This is a genomic window from Synechococcus sp. PCC 6312 (assembly GCF_000316685.1).
Taxonomy (GTDB): Bacteria; Cyanobacteriota; Cyanobacteriia; order Thermosynechococcales; family Thermosynechococcaceae; genus Pseudocalidococcus.
This window is the reverse complement of the sequence record NC_019680.1, coordinates 1,458,441-1,474,812: the sequence shown is the minus strand read 5'-3', so window position 1 is coordinate 1,474,812 and position 16,372 is coordinate 1,458,441. Positions and strand designations below refer to the sequence as shown.

The window sequence follows — 16,372 nt, the reverse complement described above, 5'->3', positions numbered from 1 at the left end:
TCAATCAGCCAAAAAACACACCGGAAATACTTCCATTCTGAACACTCCCATACAAAAAATTTGCACAAGTTGCTAGTTTGATACAAATTCGTAACATTGAATAAAATCCAAAGAAAGATTATGGAGCCATTAAGAAGGCGTCAGCCCTTAATTATCTGTGACTGAACCAGGCCTGGGTGTGATTTTAATCACAATCTTTTCGGACAAAATTGGTCAATAACCAAAATAGTCCGCACTCTACGGAGAGGGGGGGATTCGAACCCCCGGAAGGTGTGACCCTTCAACAGATTTCGAGTCTGCCGCATTCGACCACTCTGCCACCTCTCCAGGCCCTAAGGCATTCTCTATTGTAGGGCGGCGGGCTACCAGAGAATTATTTAATAAAAAGCAGTATCGCCAGCAACTAAAGCCACCAGTCAGAAATCTCTGAGATAATGCCAGTGTTAGCCCCGCACGAAGAAATTTTTATGTCTGCTGCCTCTGATCTAGCTCCAGAATTTGAAATTGATCCGAAACAACTGGTAGCCGAACGGCTGACCCAGGCCGAGTATGTTGAAATCGTCAAACGCTTAGGACGTAAACCCAATCCGGCCGAGTTGGGCATGTTTGGCGTGATGTGGTCAGAGCATTGCTGCTATAAAAATTCCCGGCCCTTACTCAAGCAATTTCCAACCACTGGGGAACGGGTCTTGGTCGGGCCTGGGGAAAATGCCGGCGTAGTAGATTTAGGCGAAGGGTTGCGGTTGGCGTTTAAGATCGAATCCCACAATCACCCTTCCGCCGTAGAACCCTTTCAAGGTGCGGCAACCGGAGTTGGCGGGATTTTACGGGACATTTTCACCATGGGAGCCAGGCCGATTGCTCTCTTAAACTCCCTTCGCTTTGGGGATTTAGCCGATCCAAAAACTCAACGATTAGTGCATGGGGTTGTGGCGGGGATTTCTCACTACGGGAATTGTGTGGGTGTGCCGACAGTCGGGGGTGAAGTTTACTTTGATGCGGCCTATTCCGGTAATCCCCTGGTTAATGTCATGGCATTGGGTCTGATGGAAACCGCAGAAATTGTTAAATCCGGGGCGGCGGGGATTGGTAATCCAGTCATCTATGTGGGTTCAACTACCGGCCGGGATGGCATGGGCGGGGCCAGTTTTGCCAGTGCGGAATTGAGTGAAGAGTCGCAAGCGGATCGGCCAGCGGTGCAAGTGGGAGACCCATTCTTAGAAAAGTCCTTAATCGAGGCCTGTTTAGAAGCCTTTCAAACCGGAGCGATTGTGGCAGCCCAGGATATGGGAGCGGCGGGCTTAACCTGTTCCACGGCAGAAATGGCGGCTAAGGGGGGCGTGGGCATTGATCTGGATTTGGATTTAATTCCGGCCCGTGAATCCGGGATGATCCCCTACGAATATTTGCTGTCGGAATCCCAGGAGCGGATGTTATTTGTGGCCCAGGCCGGGCGGGAACAGGAAATCATTGATATTTTCCAACGCTGGGAACTCCATGCGGTTGTTGCCGGAACTGTGATTGCTGAACCGATTGTCCGCATCCGTCATCAGGGCAAAATTGCCGCGGAAATTCCGGCCCAGGCCCTGGCTGAAAATACGCCGATTTATCACCGGGAATCCCTAATTGAGCCGCCGGATTATGTCAAAGCTGCCCAGGCCTGGTCAATGTCATTGCTCCCCAACGCATCAGAAACAGGGATTGAGGTAGAGTCAGGATTTTTGTCTTGGTCGGAAGTCTTATTACAACTCCTCGCTTCTCCCACGGTGGCATCCAAGGCCTGGGTTTATCGCCAATACGATCACCACGTCCAAAACAATACGGTCAAGGGGCCTGGGGCAGCAGATGCAGCGGTGATTCGATTGCGGCCAGTGACTGGGGACAAACTCGCTAATCCCTATGTCGGTGTTGCGGCAACCGTGGACTGTAATCCCCGCTATGTCTATCTCAATCCCTATCAAGGAGCCATTGCCGCTGTTGCCGAAGCCGCCCGGAATCTGAGTTGTGTTGGGGCCGAACCCTTGGCGGTGACGGATAACCTCAATTTTGGTAGTCCAGAACAACCCTTGGGCTATTGGCAACTATCAGAAGCCTGTCGAGGATTGTCCCAGGCCTGTCGTAGTCTCAATACCCCAGTCACCGGCGGCAATGTTTCTCTTTATAACGAAACCTTAGATGCTGACGGGAAACCCCAGGCCATCTATCCAACACCCGTCGTGGGCATGGTTGGTCGTGTGGAGGATATTCGCAAAACTGTTGGGCAAGGGTGGCAGCAAACGGGGGATTTAATTTATCTCCTCGGACAACCTCTAACCCCCAACATCACAACTGAGAGTATTTCCCTGGGTGGCTCGGAATATCTGGCCACGATCTATAACCAAGTCACAGGTCAACCACCGATCCTGGATTTAGAGCTTGAGCAACTGGTTCAAAAAATTTGTCGTGAGGGCATTACCCAGGCCTGGATCCGGTCAGCCCATGATCTGAGTGAAGGAGGCTTAGCCGTAGCTCTGGCGGAATCCTGTATCAGTGGCAATTTCGGGGCAACGATTACTTTACCTTGGGCCTTGTCTGACACGATCTCCCGTTGGGATGAATTGCTCTTTGGGGAGGGAGGATCGCGGATTTTGGTAGCGGTTGATCCAAGTCAAAAGGGGGCCTGGGAAAAATATCTGAAAACTCAAGGCAATCCTCCAATTCAGGAGATTGGAATCGTGACTGGAACCGCAGCAGAACTGCAAATTTCAACAGCCGATAACCAGGCCTTAATCAAGGTTAGGATTGAGGAGTTACGGGATCAGTGGGCCAATGGGCTAGGAACTTACCTAAGTGCGTAGAACTAAACCCACTGGGAAAGAAAATTAAGGTTGTGATTCTTGGCCTGGAGTGGCATGGGGGAAATGAAACAGTAGGAGATGCGTCACTTGTGAATTTGACTGGAATGCAATATGCGATTCTTAATGCTTATCAGTTTATTGATCTTGTGGAGTATACCTATCGAGATGAAGAGACTGGGGTGTTGTGGGTCTGCCTTGTTGGGCCGCTTACAATCGTAGTAGGGATCGAGTCTGATGGACAGTTAATTCGAGGGGAAAAGGATCGTGTCTGACACTACCACACCCACCACAGAGCAACCACCGCAGCCCTATAGTGAACAGATTCAAATTATATTTCAACTGGGTGAGAAGCGGGCCAGAACAGCAGGACATTTGGGGATTGTTCACATGAATGATTGGCTTTCCAAGGAAGAGCAAAAGCAACTGAGTGCCGCATTGAGGTCTATGCCTGTTATACGCTCACCTAGGCCGCCCCAAGATGTCTAAGATTCAGGGCAATACTTGACGGAAAGGCATCTAAACTCGGAGTGAGACCGGATTCGTCAAAATTTACTTAATTTATTTAGCTGTAGTTTCGTTAATCTTTTCTTAAGCCCATTTTTCCCCTTTTTTGCCTTTTTGTTTGCGATATTTGTGAGCCTTGGTCTTTCTTGTCCCTTCAGCCCGTGCATAGCGGTTAGGTAACTCTCCCAATGTCTGAATCCACCCTTGTCTCTGACTCCAGTCAGATGAACCCTGTTGTTGACTGTGATACTTGTGGCCACCACCTGCTTGAGTCCCCTGACAAACCGGAAGAGGCTTGTGGGGTTTTTGGGATTTATGGCCCAGGCCTGGAAGTGGCTAAACTCACCTATTTTGGCCTGTATGCCCTCCAACACCGCGGCCAAGAATCTGCGGGAATTGCTACTTTTACCGGCGCCGATGTTCACCTCCATAAAGATATGGGCCTGGTCTCCCAAGTCTTTGATGAATCGACTCTCCAACACATGGGCGGTACCTTAGCCGTTGGCCATACCCGCTATTCCACAACCGGGTCTAGTCGGATTGTTAACGCCCAACCTGTCCTGGTTCCCACCGCCCTCGGCCCCCTGGCACTCGCCCATAACGGCAATCTGGTAAATACCCAGGCCCTGCGTCAAACCGTCGCGGCCCAAATGCCTAGCCAGGCCAGCTTGATTAGTACGACCGATTCGGAAGTTATGGCCTGGGCCATTGCCAATCAAGTCAATGCTGGCCTGGATTGGATTGATGCCAGTGTCAATGCCATGCGCCAGTTTCAGGGGGCGTTTAGTTTAGTCATCGGGACACCCAACGGCCTGATGGGCGTGCGGGATAGTCATGGCGTGCGGCCCTTGGTGATTGGCATTTTAGCAGGGGAAAATTCAGGTCAGTCCTATTATGTGCTGGCCTCAGAAACCTGTGCCCTGGATATCATCGGAGCTGAATTTGTCCGAGATGTCCAACCGGGGGAACTGGTTTGGATTGATGACCAGGGCCTGAAGTCCCACATCTGGAGTCCACCAGAGCATAAACTTTGCATTTTCGAGATGATTTATTTTGCTCGCCCGGATAGCCTTATGGAAGGTCATACCCTCTACAGTTATCGCCAACGCCTAGGGCAACAATTGGGGCGAGAGTCAGCCATACCCGCAGATTTAGTCATTGCTGTTCCCGATTCAGGGGTTCCGGCCGCCATTGGATATTCCCAGGCCACGGGAGTTCCCTATGCAGAAGGGCTGATCAAAAATCGTTATGTCGGCCGCACCTTCATTCAACCCACCCAGGCCATGCGGGAAGCGGGGATTCGGATGAAGCTTAACCCCTTAAAGGATGTTTTGGAAGGCAAACGCATTGTGATTGTGGATGATTCGATTGTCCGAGGAACGACGAGCCGCAAAATTGTCCGCGCCCTACGGGAAGCCGGAGCCAAGGAAGTTCATATGCGGATTTCTTCGCCTCCCGTCACTCACCCCTGTTTCTATGGCATTGATACCGATAACCAGGATCAACTGATTGCGGCAACTAAAACCATTGCGGAAATTGCGGCTCAAATCGGGGTAGATTCCTTAAGTTACCTAACTTGGGCGGGGATGATTGCGGCCACTCAAGCTCAGCAGGGGAGTCAATTTTGTTCGGCCTGTTTTACGGGGGACTATCCAATTACGATTCCGGATCCGGTGAAACGCTCCAAACTGGTACTAGAAAAGTCGCTCGCTAATTAAGTTAATCAAGAGTACGTTCCGCTTGTCTTGGGCCTGGCAACAATGGTGACACAGCGTCTACTCAATATTCTGGCAATGGTGCTTCTGGTAAATTCAGCCGTACCTAGAGTTTTAGCCCAGGCCCCGGCCAGGTTTTTTCAGACCCTCAGCCGCCCCACTAACCAAACAACTTGTGAAACGATGGACTGCTGGCTGGAAGCTACTCGATCCTGTACCCCTAGCAAATTCTTAACGGATCTCTCTATCGGGATTGCTGCGACCAATAGTGTTTATGAACTTTGGGGGCCAACGGCCGCGGGGGGGTGCGTTTATTATCAGTTTGTGAAAAGCTTAGAAGCCTTTGGGCAAAATGTTCCTGATAGCACCGGCATGGAGATCCTCTGTGTTTATCCCCAGGCCGATGACCTGACCCTCGAATGGGAAGTATTTTTAGGGAAACGAGATGGCAGCTTTGGCGGAACAGGCGGACTTGTAAATGCCAAAACTCGGATTAGTATTAGTAGCAAAACCTTGAATGATCGCCAGGTAGCCCAGTGCGCTATCAAAAGCCCCTAGAAATTTCCTGAGCTATGGGTTCTACTGCTGGGCTGGTTCGCATCTGGATCTCATCTAGATAATGTGATGACTGGAACTGAACAGAATCCGAATCTGCCCAGGCCCGAAGTACCAGCCTCAATCATCAGTTGCAAAAATGTTTAAGCCGCTTGGGCAATGGTACTCAAGGGTTGCCATTTCACTTCCCGGGCCCCACCAACTTCAACAACGATTTTCAACCGGGGTTCTTGCTGAGTTAGCAATGACAGGTAAGCAAGTTCTTGGCGAGATAGCTTTTTGCCATCAATTAACCAGAGCGCAAGTCCCTTGGCCTGGGGAGGTAAGTTTTCTAGGTGATAGGTGACCAGGGGAGGACGGAAATAGACCCGAATATTTTCTTTCCCTGTATGGGCCGGACGGATGCCATGAACTTGGGTAAGATAGGCAGATAAATCTCCCAGGCCTGGGGCTGACAAATGCAGAGTTGGGTAGCCAGCAGTCCGCAATCGGCGTTGGTAACGTCCTTCAAACCCACCTTCTGGGGGAACATACATGGCCAACGCACCAGCCTGGTCTAGATCTCGGACAAACTGATTACCTGCTAACAATAAGCCCATAACCCCTACCCAAATTGTTGTGATGATGGTGTAAACACACGCACTGCTGCCAACAATATACCAGGCCTCGCTTCGGTTTTTTGTAGATCCGGTGATTGAAAAAATTGCAGCTTAGGCTTAAGAAATTCCTATCAAAGCCGCTTCAGCGCTGCCATTCTCTGGAGTAAAGCAATCCTAACGGCTGTGGTGGGCCAGGAGACGTTCTTCTAAGGCCGCAATTTGGTTGTAAGCCGCGGTGAGTTGGGCCGTCAGGCGTTGAATTTGTACCTCGTTGGTCATGTAACGTTCACCACTGTAGCTGCGGAAGTTGTGGGGTTCGTCGTCACTCAAAATATCTTTATGCTCAAGACTGGTATGGACAGGAGAGGCAAAGGCCTGGGCAGTTCCCCCAACCCAATCAGCCGTTTCATCACAGTCTGGCATGATTTCTGCAACGACGATACTGGGCTTGATTTTACCTTCATTGATAGCCAGGGATAGCTTTTGATTCAGTTGCTCAACAATGACATACAACGAATCAATTTTGCTGCTCAGGGCCGCTATTTGTTGACTTAATAAATCCAATGCCGAATCCTCGCAGCGGGTACAGATACGATCAATACTAGAAATAACATTGCTGACTTAGCCAGATTTTGAACGATATTTAAGCATGAATTAAGATTTCTCAAACCCATGCATTACGATCAGCAATGGCTAAATTCATTACCTACTCTGGGATTACCCAATTTAATCAAAGATACGGCGGAATTAAAATTCACATTGCTTTACATCGTTTTGTTGGCAAAATTCAGTTAATAAGTGCAGCCTGAAGCCAGGGATCGTCAATGTCTTTACTGATGGCAGATATCTTAATTAGGTATAAATAACTAACTCGCTATCTGCAAACTAGCCTCTCTTTAGTATTATCCAGGGAATGAGAATATTACTGTGATGCACAAATTCAAGATTTCAAGATCCAGGCCTGGTGAACTCTGGTGATCGCGGTGGAATATCCTCTCCCTGACCCAGAGCCGCTAGCAGGTTAAGAGATGATTAATTATCTTGTGGTAATTAAAGATACATCTTAGGATGGTTTTACATTTAGGCCCCCTGATTAACTGTGCTGTTCCAAATGAGTCAAACTATCCAGATCGGTGTAACCTCGATTTCTGGTGATGAACTGATCCATTATCTAACTCGGTATCAATTGCTCCCCCAATTTCTGGAAGAATTCACCATTGACCAGGCCCTCCAGGACATTACCCTCACACCCGAAGAAGCCCAGCATTCCCTCAATCACTTTCGCCAAAATCAACAAATTACGACCCCAGAACTAGAAGAACAGTATTGTCAACGCTATCGAATCTCCCCAGAGCAGTTTCAGCAGCGGGCCTACCAACTGGGCAAAATTGAAAAATATAAGCAAGCAACTTGGGGGCGGGGAATTGATCAAGAATTTATGCAGACCAAGCAACAGTATGACCGGTTTGTTTACTCACTCTTAAGAACTAATAATCCAGAACTAGCTCAGGAACTCTATTTTCGGATTAAGGAAGGGGAAACCAACTTTGCGGATGTGGCCCGTCAGTATTCCCAGGGAGCAGAACAGGAGTCTGGTGGTTTAGTCGGGCCGGTAGAAGCCAGAACCTTACATCCCCAATTAGTCCAAATGTTAGCCTCCTCGCCCTTAGGTAAAATCTTGCCACCCACACGTCTAGGAGACTGGGTTGTGATTGTCCGTCCTGAGAAAGTTATTCCGGCCCAACTGGACGAGGGAATGCGGCAACGGCTACTGCAACAATGCTGGCAACGCTGGCTCCAAGCCCAGACCCAGGCCCTAACGGTAAATATCTCGGCCCCAGTCACCCCATGAATACCTTTGATCTCAAAAGTGCTGTCCAAGAATTTTTAGCCCATACCCCGCCCTTTGGGGAACTCTCAGCCGCAACTCAGTTGGCCTTGTCCCAGCAGTTTCAGCCGCAGCGGTTTCCGATGGGCCGGGGAATGTTGGCTCCCAATAAGCGTCCGAGCCAGTTCTACCTGATTTTTCAGGGACAAGTCCGGCTGCTGGGGCGAGACCAAAACCAAGATGTACCGCCAACACTGAAAATGCTCCAACCGGGAGAGGCAGTTGGCTGGAGTGGCCTGGTGCGACAACATGGCTGTGAAGGGGCGATTGCTTCCACGGATACGATTGCTTTGGTTTTAACGGGATCAGAATTTTTGGCCTGGTTAGCCCAGGAACCCCATTTAGATCAGTACTATCGGGAGCGGGCAAGTTTAGCCGAGGTTTATGAACTATTGGGTCATGCCTTGGGCCCCCAGGCCTTGGAACCGCAAAAAATGCGCCACTTGCTGACGGACATTTATCCCCAGGCCCAACTCAAAATTATTCCAGCCACCACATCACAACCCCCTCTCCGACTGGAACTAGAACCGGATTATCGCTGGTTACTCAGTAGTGGCACTTGGCCCGGCCTGGAGATTGGGCAGAGCATTTCCCCGACACTCACCAGCGCGCCCCAAAATAACAACAACCCCGTTCGTCTGATTGGCTTACCCATTGCCGCCCTGCCCCAAATCCAACCTCAAGCCCCTGCCGCCTCACTATCCATCCCTGCGGCCCAGACCACGATCCCCACCACTGCAACAACCCTGGCCTGGGAGATGATTCCGGAAGCCCCCCTCGAACCACCCGAACCGGAATTGACAGACCGGCAAACACCCACTAATTATCCGTTTATTGCTGGAAAAGGCTCTCTAGACGCATCCCAGGCCTGTTTTGCCATGTTGGCTGAGCACTTTAATCTGCCTTTTCGTAAAGATATTATCCGCCGGGTGCTTGAAAATCAACTCGGACAACAGGACAATAAAATCTCCCTGACCACGGCTGGAGTCATTAGTGAACTCATGGGTCTGCGGGCGCAACTGTTAGAGGTTCCCAAAACGGTCATCCAACGGGTTCCGACTCCCTTTCTGGCCTGTTGGGACAGTCAACTCCTCTTGGTTTATGAAATTTCGGCCCAAGGGGTGGTGGTGGCGGCTCCTGAGCAGGGCTTACTCCGGCAAACGTTACCGGTCTTCTTAGCTCCTTGGGATGGCGAGACGATTTCCTTAATTCAACTGGAAAAAACCGGCGATACACCCCAGAAAAAGTTTGATTGGCGTTGGTTTCTCCCAGCAATTCAAAAGCATCGGCGAGTTTTAATTGAAGTTTTTATTGCCTCGTTCTTCGTCCAACTCTTTGGCCTGGCTAATCCCCTCGTCACCCAAGTCATTATTGATAAAGTTCTGGTCAAAAACAGTCCCGATTCTCTCCATGTCTTGGGAATTCTCTTGGTGGTTGTGGCCGTCTTTGAAGCCCTCCTCAGCAGTTTCCGCACCTATTTGTTTGTGGATACCACCAACCGCATTGACTTAACTTTGGGAACTCAGGTTATTGATCATCTGTTGCGCCTACCGTTGAAATATTTTGACCGCCGGCCTGTGGGGGAACTGGCTACCCGCGTCAATGAATTGGAAAACATTCGCCAATTTTTAACCGGAACCGCCCTGACCGTGGTCTTAGATGCCGTCTTTTCGGTGATCTATATCGTGGTCATGATCCTCTATAGCTGGTTACTGACTCTGATTGCCTTAGCCACTGTGCCAATTTTTGGCCTGTTGACCTTTATTTTCTCCCCCGTAATTCGCAATCAAGTCCGCGTCAAAGCCGAGCGCAACGCCGAAACCCAGGCCTACTTTACGGAAGTGATCACGGGCATCCAAACCGTTAAATCCCAAAACATTGAACTCAAATCCCGTTGGCAGTGGCAAGACCGTTATTCCCGGTTTGTTTCGGCTGGTTTTAATGCGGTGATTACCTCGACGACAGCGGGTTCCATGAGTCGGTTTCTCAGTCAGTTGTCTAACTTACTCCTGCTCTGGGTCGGAGCCTATCTCGTCCTTGAGCAAAAATTAACCTTAGGAGAATTAATTGCCTTTCGGATTTTGGCCGGCTATGCCACAAGTCCCCTTTTGCGCCTGATTCAACTGTGGCAAAACTTCCAGGAAACGGCCCTCTCCTTAGAACGGCTCAGCGATATTTTAGATTCTCCCCAAGAAGTCAAGGAAGAAGACCGGGGCAACATTCCTCTGCCAGCCATCCAAGGGGCCATTTGCTTTCAGGATGTTTGTTTCAGCTTTGCGGGCAAAGGCAATCTTCAACTCAAGCATATTCATCTGAACGTTGAGCCGGGAACCTTTGTCGGGATCGTTGGTCAAAGCGGCTCCGGCAAAAGCACCCTGATGAAACTATTAATGCGTCTCTACGAGGTTGATAGCGGGCAAATCACCATTGATCAATACGATGTCAGTAAGGTGGACCTCTATTCCCTCCGTCAACAGGTGGGGATGGTGCTACAGGATAGTTTGCTCTTTGATGGCACGGTACAAGACAATATTGCCCTGGCTCGCCCCGATGCTACTCCTGAAGAAATTGTCACCGCGGCCAAGCTCGCCTATGCCCACGACTTTATTATGGATTTGCCTGTGGGCTATAACAGTCGGGTCGGTGAACGGGGAGCAGCCCTTTCGGGAGGACAACGTCAACGGATTGCCATTGCCAGGGTCATTCTCCAAGACCCGAGGCTATTAATTTTAGATGAAGCCACCAGTGCCTTAGACTACTTGGCGGAACATACGGTCTTTACAAATCTGCGTCAAACCTTTGGGGATCGGACAGTCTTTTTCGTGACCCATCGGCTGCGGAGTTTAGTCGGGGCGGATCGAATTGTGATGATGGATCAAGGCACGGTGGTCGAGCAAGGAACCCATGCCGAATTAATGGATTTACGGGGTCAATACTATTGTCTTTACCAACAACAGGAAGCCGCTGCGGTATAAACCTATGACTGATTTGCCCTCCTTACCTCCATCACCTAAGTCTAATCCGCCCTTATCTCCCACCTTTGACCGGCCGGTAATTTTGCAGCAGGCCCCCACTTGGTCACGGGCTATTGTTTGGGGCATTGTTGGGGTGAGTGGGAGTTTATTGCTTTGGGCGAGTTTCTTCCAAATTGAGGAGGCAGTTCCAGCGATGGGGCAACTTGAACCCGAGGGGGTTGTTAAGGATATTTCCTCTCCCAGTAGTGGTATTTTGAGCAATATTTATGTCCGCAATGGCCAGCAAGTCACAGCCGGAGAACCTCTGTTTCAGTTAGATCCCGCCACATCAGAATCGGAGTTGGCGGCCCAGTTAAGTTTGCGCCAGGCCCTGCAACAGGAAAATCAGTTTTATCAACAACAACTTACCGGAAGTAACACCCAGGCCCCAGCCACCATTCCCGCCACGATGCGTCTTCTCGCCCAAAATCGTCAGGCCCTGCTGGCAGAAAATCAACTTTTTCGGTCTCAATTAGTCGGGAATACTCAGGGAGTCACCTTAACGGACGAACAGCGATTACGTTGGGACTCTAACCAAGAAGAGGCTCGTTCCCGAATTGCGACAGTCCGTTTACAAATTGATCAACTCCAAAAACAACTGACCCAGGCCCAGGGACAACTGAAAAGCCAGCAACAAATTCTCAAGGTGAATCAGGACATTTTGGCCGACCTAGAACCCGTCGCGAAGGAAGGTGCTATTGCCCGTGTTCAATATTTACGCCAAGTTCAGGAGGTGCAACGGGGCCTGGCGGAAGTGGATCGGTTTCAGCAGGATGTGAATCGGTTGCAAGTAGCCATTGCCGAAGCCAAAGAGAAACTGAAAAATACGACGGTGACGGTGACGCGAGACCTGTATGGAGCCATTTCTGAAAACGACAAACGGATCGCCGAAATTGATACCCAGTTTAGTCGGACGATTGTAGAAAATAATAAAAAGCTGGCGGAAATTCTGGCCAAGGTCAAACAACTCCAAACAGGCTTAAATTATCAAACGGTACGCGCGCCTGTAACTGGAACCGTCTTTGATCTCCAGGCCCATTCCCCCGGATTTGTAGTGACACCGGATAAGCCGATGCTCAAGGTTGTTCCCAAAGATGCCCTGGTGGCTGAGGTTTATATTACAAATCGGGACATTGGCTTTGTCAATTCAGGTATGCGGGCAGATGTGCGGATCGATTCCTTTCCCTTCAGTGAGTTTGGTGATATCAAGGGGGAGTTGATTGGGATTGCGGCCGATGCCCTCCCCCCGACCCCAGAGCGAAATTTTTATAGCTTTCCGGCCCGGATCAAGTTGGATCAGCAATATTTGAAAATTAACGATAAACAGATTCCCTTGCAGTCGGGGATGGCGGTGAGTGCCAATATCAAAATTCGTAAACGCACGGTGATGAGCCTGATTACGGACTTGTTTACGCGGGAAGTCGAAAGCTTAAACCATTTACGTTAATGGACATGAAAAAAGAGATGTATTATTTGCTACTTGGACTCTTAATTAAAGACGATGAGGTTGCTAAACTGTCCCTATGCCAATATTGAATCCGCTCTAGCCATAGCCTTTTATCTATTGTCGGAATTGGATTTAGTGGCGTTTCTTGTGTGAGGAGTACGAGGTTTCGGAGTGAATAATTGGCGTAGGTCGTCCTATCGGGAAATTTCGGCCGGTCGGATTGGTGTGTTTGACAGTGGCCTGGGTGGACTGACGGTTTTGAAAGCCTTACAAGCCCAGCTACCCCATGAATCATTTTTATACTTTGGCGATACGGCTCACTTGCCTTATGGGGAACGGTCGGCGGCGGAAATTACTACCTTTGTGCGGCAAATTCTGGCCTGGATGCAGCAGTCAGGGGTGAAGTTAGGGGTGATGGCCTGTAATACCAGTTCAGCCTTGGCCCTTGAGCAAGTGCGCCGTGAATTTGATTTTCCGATCATTGGTTTAATTTTGCCCGCGGCTCAAGTCGCTGTGAAGAAGGGGAAACGCATCGGGATCATGGCGACTTCGGCGACAGTGAATAGTCAAAGTTATCCCCAGGCCCTCCAAGAGCAAAAGCCAACGATTCAGGTCTGTCAAGTGGCCTGCCCAGAGTTTGTCCCCCTCATCGAGCAAAATCGCTGTCAGGATCCCTATCTCCGGCAAGTGGCCCAGGCCTATTTAGAACCGCTGATTGAGTTTGGCCTGGATACCCTCATCTATGGCTGTACCCATTACCCCCATATTGCCGATGTGATTACCGCTCTCCTGCCAGCTCAAGTCAGGCAAATTGATCCAGCCCAGGCCGTAGCTCAAGCCGCGATTCAAGAGCTAGAACTATTGGGTTTGCGTCAATATCGGCGAGGGAGGGGAACCGCTAAGTTTGCAGTCAGTGGCAATCCTGAACAATTCGCCCATTTAGCCAGTCGTTGGTTAGGCTATTTCCCTTACGTTGAAAAAGTTGATTTGACAGCGATTCATCTATCTCAAGTTTCCATGGCAGTTCCCCCAACACCGGCCAGTTAAGCTAGGAAAGCAACATCCGCGGTTGAAGGGTTTATGTCTTTGAAACGAATTTTGTTGGTGGCATTAACGGCCATTGTTGTCTTTTTAGTCTCCGCAGAATTACTCAGTAGCCTGACTGAACCCCAAGTTCAAGGACAGATTAGCCTCTATCAAACAAATCTTGTTCTCCAGGCCAATGAATGGTCAGGATTTCAAGAGTATCCTCAGGCCAAAGCTCTCTTAGGTCGTGATCCCCAGGCCGATGCTCGCCGGGCCTATCAAAAAACCATTCAATCCCTGGGTGAACTCCCCACCATCACAGCCCAACAGTCCCAGCAGATCAGCCAAGCCCAACTGAATTTGGGGATTCTGGAGGCCGTTGGGGCTGAGACTTTAGCTGCGGCTCCTAAAACTTGGGCGGCGGCGGCAACTGGCCCAGACTCAGACCGACAACTGGCCCAGACTCTTCAGCAACTCTGGCAAACACCGCCGATCATCATGCCCCAGGCCGAGATACTGATCACAACCCATCTCACGGGCTGGTTTCAAGCGCAGGCCTTACAAAGACTCTATCAAGTTGAGAATAACTCTGCCCAACTGAGTGCCCTCCAGCAAACCGTGCAAGAATTGGCCCAGGCCGCCGTCATTCGTTTGGCTTTAGTGGCGGTGCTGCCCTTAGCTGGGAGTGTTTTGGGGATTTTTTTATTGGTTGGTTGGGGTGTTAACCAATACCGACAACGGGAGCAAGTTTTACGGCATCTCAATCTAGATATTCCCTGGTCATCAGAAACCACATTAGCCGTCATGGTGGGCTGGTTTGTGGCCTTTTTCGGGATCAGCTTTCTGATTGTGCCCCTAGCTTTAGAGTTAATCGGTGGGCGGGGCCTGGTAGCAACTCCCTTTGGCCAGGCCATTTATGCGCTCATAACCTATAGCTTGATGGTGGTGGCTGGGTTTGGCATCCTCATTTACACCTGGAAGCAATATCCCAAACCCATTTTCCAGTGGCTTTCATTTTCGGGAAAAACCCGTTGGTGGGCCTGGAGCATCGGAGCCTATTTTGTTGCTTTACCCCTTGTCCTCCTCACCTCCCTACTCAGTCAACAACTCCTCAACAATCAAGGCGGTGGAAATCCCCTTTTGGAAGTTATTCTAGCCAGTCATGATTACCGTAGTTTTGCGATTTTGTGGTTGATGGTTGCTGTCATGGCCCCAGTTTTTGAGGAAACTCTGTTTCGGGGGTTTTTACTACCCTCACTGCTGCCGAGAATGCGACCAGTGACAGCAATGTTGACCAGTGGCGGCCTGTTTGCCATTGCCCATTTGAATGCCGCAGATTTATTGCCCCTGGCGGTTTTGGGGACTATCTTGGGCTACGTCTATTGGCGTTCGGGAAATTTACTCGCCTCAATGTTGCTCCACGGGATTTGGAATAGTGGTTCATTCATCGGGCTTTTATTACTTTCACCCTGATTTTAAGGGACAGTTTGGGGCCTGGCCATGGTCGGTTTATGCTGGATTAGGTAAATCGTTATGAACCCAATACCCATGAGCTTAGACTTATCGCGGATTCCGGCTCAACCCAAACCCGGCCTGGTCAATGTCCTGATTGAAATTGTTGGGGGCAGTCGCAATAAATATGAATTTGACAAGGATATGAACGCCTTTATCTTGGATCGGGTGCTCTATTCCTCAGTGCAATATCCCTTTGACTATGGCTTTATTCCCAACACGCTTGGAGATGATGGGGATCCCCTGGATGGCCTGGTGATGATGGACGAGCCAACCTTTCCTGGTTGTGTGATTGCCGCCCGGCCCATTGGTTACTTAGAGATGATTGATGGCGGCGACCGGGATGAGAAAATTCTTTGTGTGCCGGCCGATGATCCCCGCTATGCCGAAGTAAAATCACTCAAAGATATTGCCCCGCACCGATTGGCTGAAGTGGCGGAGTTTTTCCGGACTTATAAAAACCTCCAAAAGAAAGTCACTGAAATTCTCGATTGGCAGGATGCGGAGAAAGTCCAGGCCTTGGTTGATCACGGTATCAAAGCCTATAAAGGTTAATGAATCCGGCCCGGGCACAATTGGGATTGAAAATTAGAGTCATTTTGCTTAGGAATGAAATACAAAAATACTTGAGACCTTTTATGGATAGTAGTTTTGAGTATCTCAGTTTTGGCAGAAATGACTATATAACTGGGGGGTGAGGCAATTTGGCGGCGGATAATCGCTCTAAATATCTGGCTGAAACCTCCCCCCAGGCCTTACCAAAGTTATCCTCATGTCTAGCTTGACAGGAAGTAATAGGTATGTCGCTACAACACACGATTAAGTCCTTCATCCGTCCAGGAGAGCAAAGTGGCTATGTGGCTGAATGCTTGGAGATTTTAGTCGTGACTCAGGGCCAAACACTGGATGAGGTCGTTAAAAATTTACAAGAAGCCATTACCCTGCATTTAGAGGGGGAAGATGCGGCCGAGTTTGGTTTGGTTCCTAATCCGACTGTTCTTGTGACCTTTGAATTACAGCCCACCTATGCCTAGACTTAAACGATTATCCGGTGCTGAAGTCGTTAGAATCCTGGAGAAATTTGGTTTTCAGGTTCACAGTCAAAGAGGGAGTCATATTAAATTGCGGCGAGATCGCGAAACAGGCCAAGAAACCCTTACCATTCCTAACCATCGACAACTCGATACGGGTACTTGTCGAGCAATTTATCGCCAGGCCTGTCGCTATATTCCTGAGACAGACCTCTTTCCACATTTTTATCAAAAGTAAAAAGTT

Annotated in this window: 14 protein-coding genes and 1 tRNA gene; 12 read left to right on the top strand and 3 right to left on the bottom strand. The window is 49.6% G+C overall.

Going from position 1 to position 16,372, the window contains the following annotated elements:
• Positions 1 to 240: 240 nt before the first annotated feature.
• Positions 241 to 327 (bottom strand) — tRNA-Ser (locus SYN6312_RS07230).
• 140 nt (positions 328 to 467) lie between these two features.
• Between SYN6312_RS07230 and purL the strand changes: the two genes are divergently transcribed.
• The 4 genes from purL to SYN6312_RS07205 all read left to right on the top strand — a co-directional run bounded on the left by purL (position 468) and on the right by SYN6312_RS07205 (position 5,614).
• A complete protein-coding gene (gene purL, locus SYN6312_RS07225) occupies positions 468 to 2,837 on the top strand; it encodes a phosphoribosylformylglycinamidine synthase subunit PurL (RefSeq protein WP_041431274.1) in 2,370 nt (789 codons plus the stop codon).
• A gap of 264 nt (positions 2,838 to 3,101) precedes the next feature.
• Positions 3,102 to 3,323 (top strand): hypothetical protein, encoded by a 222-nt coding sequence (locus tag SYN6312_RS07215; protein ID WP_015124204.1) that lies wholly within the window; start codon positions 3,102 to 3,104, stop codon positions 3,321 to 3,323.
• Between the two features lie 206 nt (positions 3,324 to 3,529).
• The gene (gene purF / locus SYN6312_RS07210) at positions 3,530 to 5,059 is read left to right on the top strand and encodes an amidophosphoribosyltransferase (protein ID WP_015124203.1); all 1,530 of its coding nucleotides are present in this window, start codon (positions 3,530 to 3,532) and stop codon (positions 5,057 to 5,059) included.
• Positions 5,060 to 5,101: 42 nt separating this feature from the next.
• A complete protein-coding gene (locus tag SYN6312_RS07205; RefSeq protein WP_015124202.1) occupies positions 5,102 to 5,614 on the top strand; it encodes a hypothetical protein in 513 nt (170 codons plus the stop codon).
• Between the two features lie 140 nt (positions 5,615 to 5,754).
• On the opposite strand, the gene SYN6312_RS07200 is transcribed toward SYN6312_RS07205, so the two are convergent.
• Both SYN6312_RS07200 and SYN6312_RS07195 read right to left on the bottom strand, forming a co-directional pair.
• Positions 5,755 to 6,210, bottom strand: coding sequence for an NAD(P)H-quinone oxidoreductase subunit N (locus SYN6312_RS07200; protein ID WP_015124201.1), 456 nt, complete (start codon positions 6,208 to 6,210; stop codon positions 5,755 to 5,757).
• 174 nt (positions 6,211 to 6,384) lie between these two features.
• Complete coding sequence (locus tag SYN6312_RS07195; protein ID WP_015124200.1) at positions 6,385 to 6,774, bottom strand: hypothetical protein; 390 nt, start codon at positions 6,772 to 6,774, stop codon at positions 6,385 to 6,387.
• Positions 6,775 to 7,321: 547 nt separating this feature from the next.
• Here SYN6312_RS07195 and SYN6312_RS07190 point away from each other — a divergent pair.
• The 8 genes from SYN6312_RS07190 (at position 7,322) to SYN6312_RS07155 (ending at position 16,366) form a co-directional block, all read left to right on the top strand.
• Positions 7,322 to 8,062, top strand: a complete 741-nt coding sequence (locus SYN6312_RS07190; protein WP_015124199.1) for a peptidylprolyl isomerase — start codon at positions 7,322 to 7,324, stop codon at positions 8,060 to 8,062.
• Positions 8,059 to 11,073, top strand: coding sequence for a peptidase domain-containing ABC transporter (locus SYN6312_RS07185; protein WP_015124198.1), 3,015 nt, complete (start codon positions 8,059 to 8,061; stop codon positions 11,071 to 11,073). The genes SYN6312_RS07190 and SYN6312_RS07185 overlap by 4 nt, the downstream gene beginning before the upstream one ends.
• A gap of 4 nt (positions 11,074 to 11,077) precedes the next feature.
• Positions 11,078 to 12,559 carry an HlyD family efflux transporter periplasmic adaptor subunit gene (locus tag SYN6312_RS07180; protein WP_015124197.1) on the top strand — a complete coding sequence of 494 codons (1,482 nt, stop codon included), beginning with the start codon at positions 11,078 to 11,080 and terminating at the stop codon, positions 12,557 to 12,559.
• Positions 12,560 to 12,730: 171 nt separating this feature from the next.
• Positions 12,731 to 13,606 carry a glutamate racemase gene (gene murI / locus SYN6312_RS07175; protein WP_015124195.1) on the top strand — a complete coding sequence of 292 codons (876 nt, stop codon included), beginning with the start codon at positions 12,731 to 12,733 and terminating at the stop codon, positions 13,604 to 13,606.
• A 33-nt stretch (positions 13,607 to 13,639) separates the two neighbouring features.
• Positions 13,640 to 15,058 carry a CPBP family intramembrane glutamic endopeptidase gene (locus tag SYN6312_RS07170; RefSeq protein ID WP_015124194.1) on the top strand — a complete coding sequence of 473 codons (1,419 nt, stop codon included), beginning with the start codon at positions 13,640 to 13,642 and terminating at the stop codon, positions 15,056 to 15,058.
• Positions 15,059 to 15,118: 60 nt separating this feature from the next.
• On the top strand, positions 15,119 to 15,652 hold the full coding sequence (locus tag SYN6312_RS07165) for an inorganic diphosphatase (RefSeq protein WP_015124193.1): 534 nt from the start codon (positions 15,119 to 15,121) through the stop codon (positions 15,650 to 15,652).
• A 245-nt stretch (positions 15,653 to 15,897) separates the two neighbouring features.
• Complete coding sequence (locus SYN6312_RS07160) at positions 15,898 to 16,131, top strand: type II toxin-antitoxin system HicB family antitoxin (RefSeq protein WP_015124192.1); 234 nt, start codon at positions 15,898 to 15,900, stop codon at positions 16,129 to 16,131.
• Entirely contained in the window at positions 16,124 to 16,366 is a 243-nt protein-coding gene (locus SYN6312_RS07155) for a type II toxin-antitoxin system HicA family toxin (protein WP_015124191.1), read from the top strand. Before SYN6312_RS07160 ends, SYN6312_RS07155 begins: the two co-directional genes overlap by 8 nt.
• Positions 16,367 to 16,372: the final 6 nt, after the last annotated feature.

Coding starts and splice junctions, on each gene's coding strand:
- SYN6312_RS07165 (WP_015124193.1), top strand. CDS start 15,119: ATGAACCCAATACCCATGAGCTTAGACTTATCGCGGATTCCGGCTCAA.
- SYN6312_RS07205 (WP_015124202.1), top strand. CDS start 5,102: ATGGTGACACAGCGTCTACTCAATATTCTGGCAATGGTGCTTCTGGTA.
- SYN6312_RS07185 (WP_015124198.1), top strand. CDS start 8,059: ATGAATACCTTTGATCTCAAAAGTGCTGTCCAAGAATTTTTAGCCCAT.
- SYN6312_RS07200 (WP_015124201.1), bottom strand. CDS start 6,210: ATGGGCTTATTGTTAGCAGGTAATCAGTTTGTCCGAGATCTAGACCAG.
- SYN6312_RS07170 (WP_015124194.1), top strand. CDS start 13,640: ATGTCTTTGAAACGAATTTTGTTGGTGGCATTAACGGCCATTGTTGTC.
- SYN6312_RS07190 (WP_015124199.1), top strand. CDS start 7,322: ATGAGTCAAACTATCCAGATCGGTGTAACCTCGATTTCTGGTGATGAA.
- SYN6312_RS07180 (WP_015124197.1), top strand. CDS start 11,078: ATGACTGATTTGCCCTCCTTACCTCCATCACCTAAGTCTAATCCGCCC.
- purL (WP_041431274.1), top strand. CDS start 468: ATGTCTGCTGCCTCTGATCTAGCTCCAGAATTTGAAATTGATCCGAAA.
- SYN6312_RS07160 (WP_015124192.1), top strand. CDS start 15,898: ATGTCGCTACAACACACGATTAAGTCCTTCATCCGTCCAGGAGAGCAA.
- purF (WP_015124203.1), top strand. CDS start 3,530: ATGTCTGAATCCACCCTTGTCTCTGACTCCAGTCAGATGAACCCTGTT.
- SYN6312_RS07155 (WP_015124191.1), top strand. CDS start 16,124: ATGCCTAGACTTAAACGATTATCCGGTGCTGAAGTCGTTAGAATCCTG.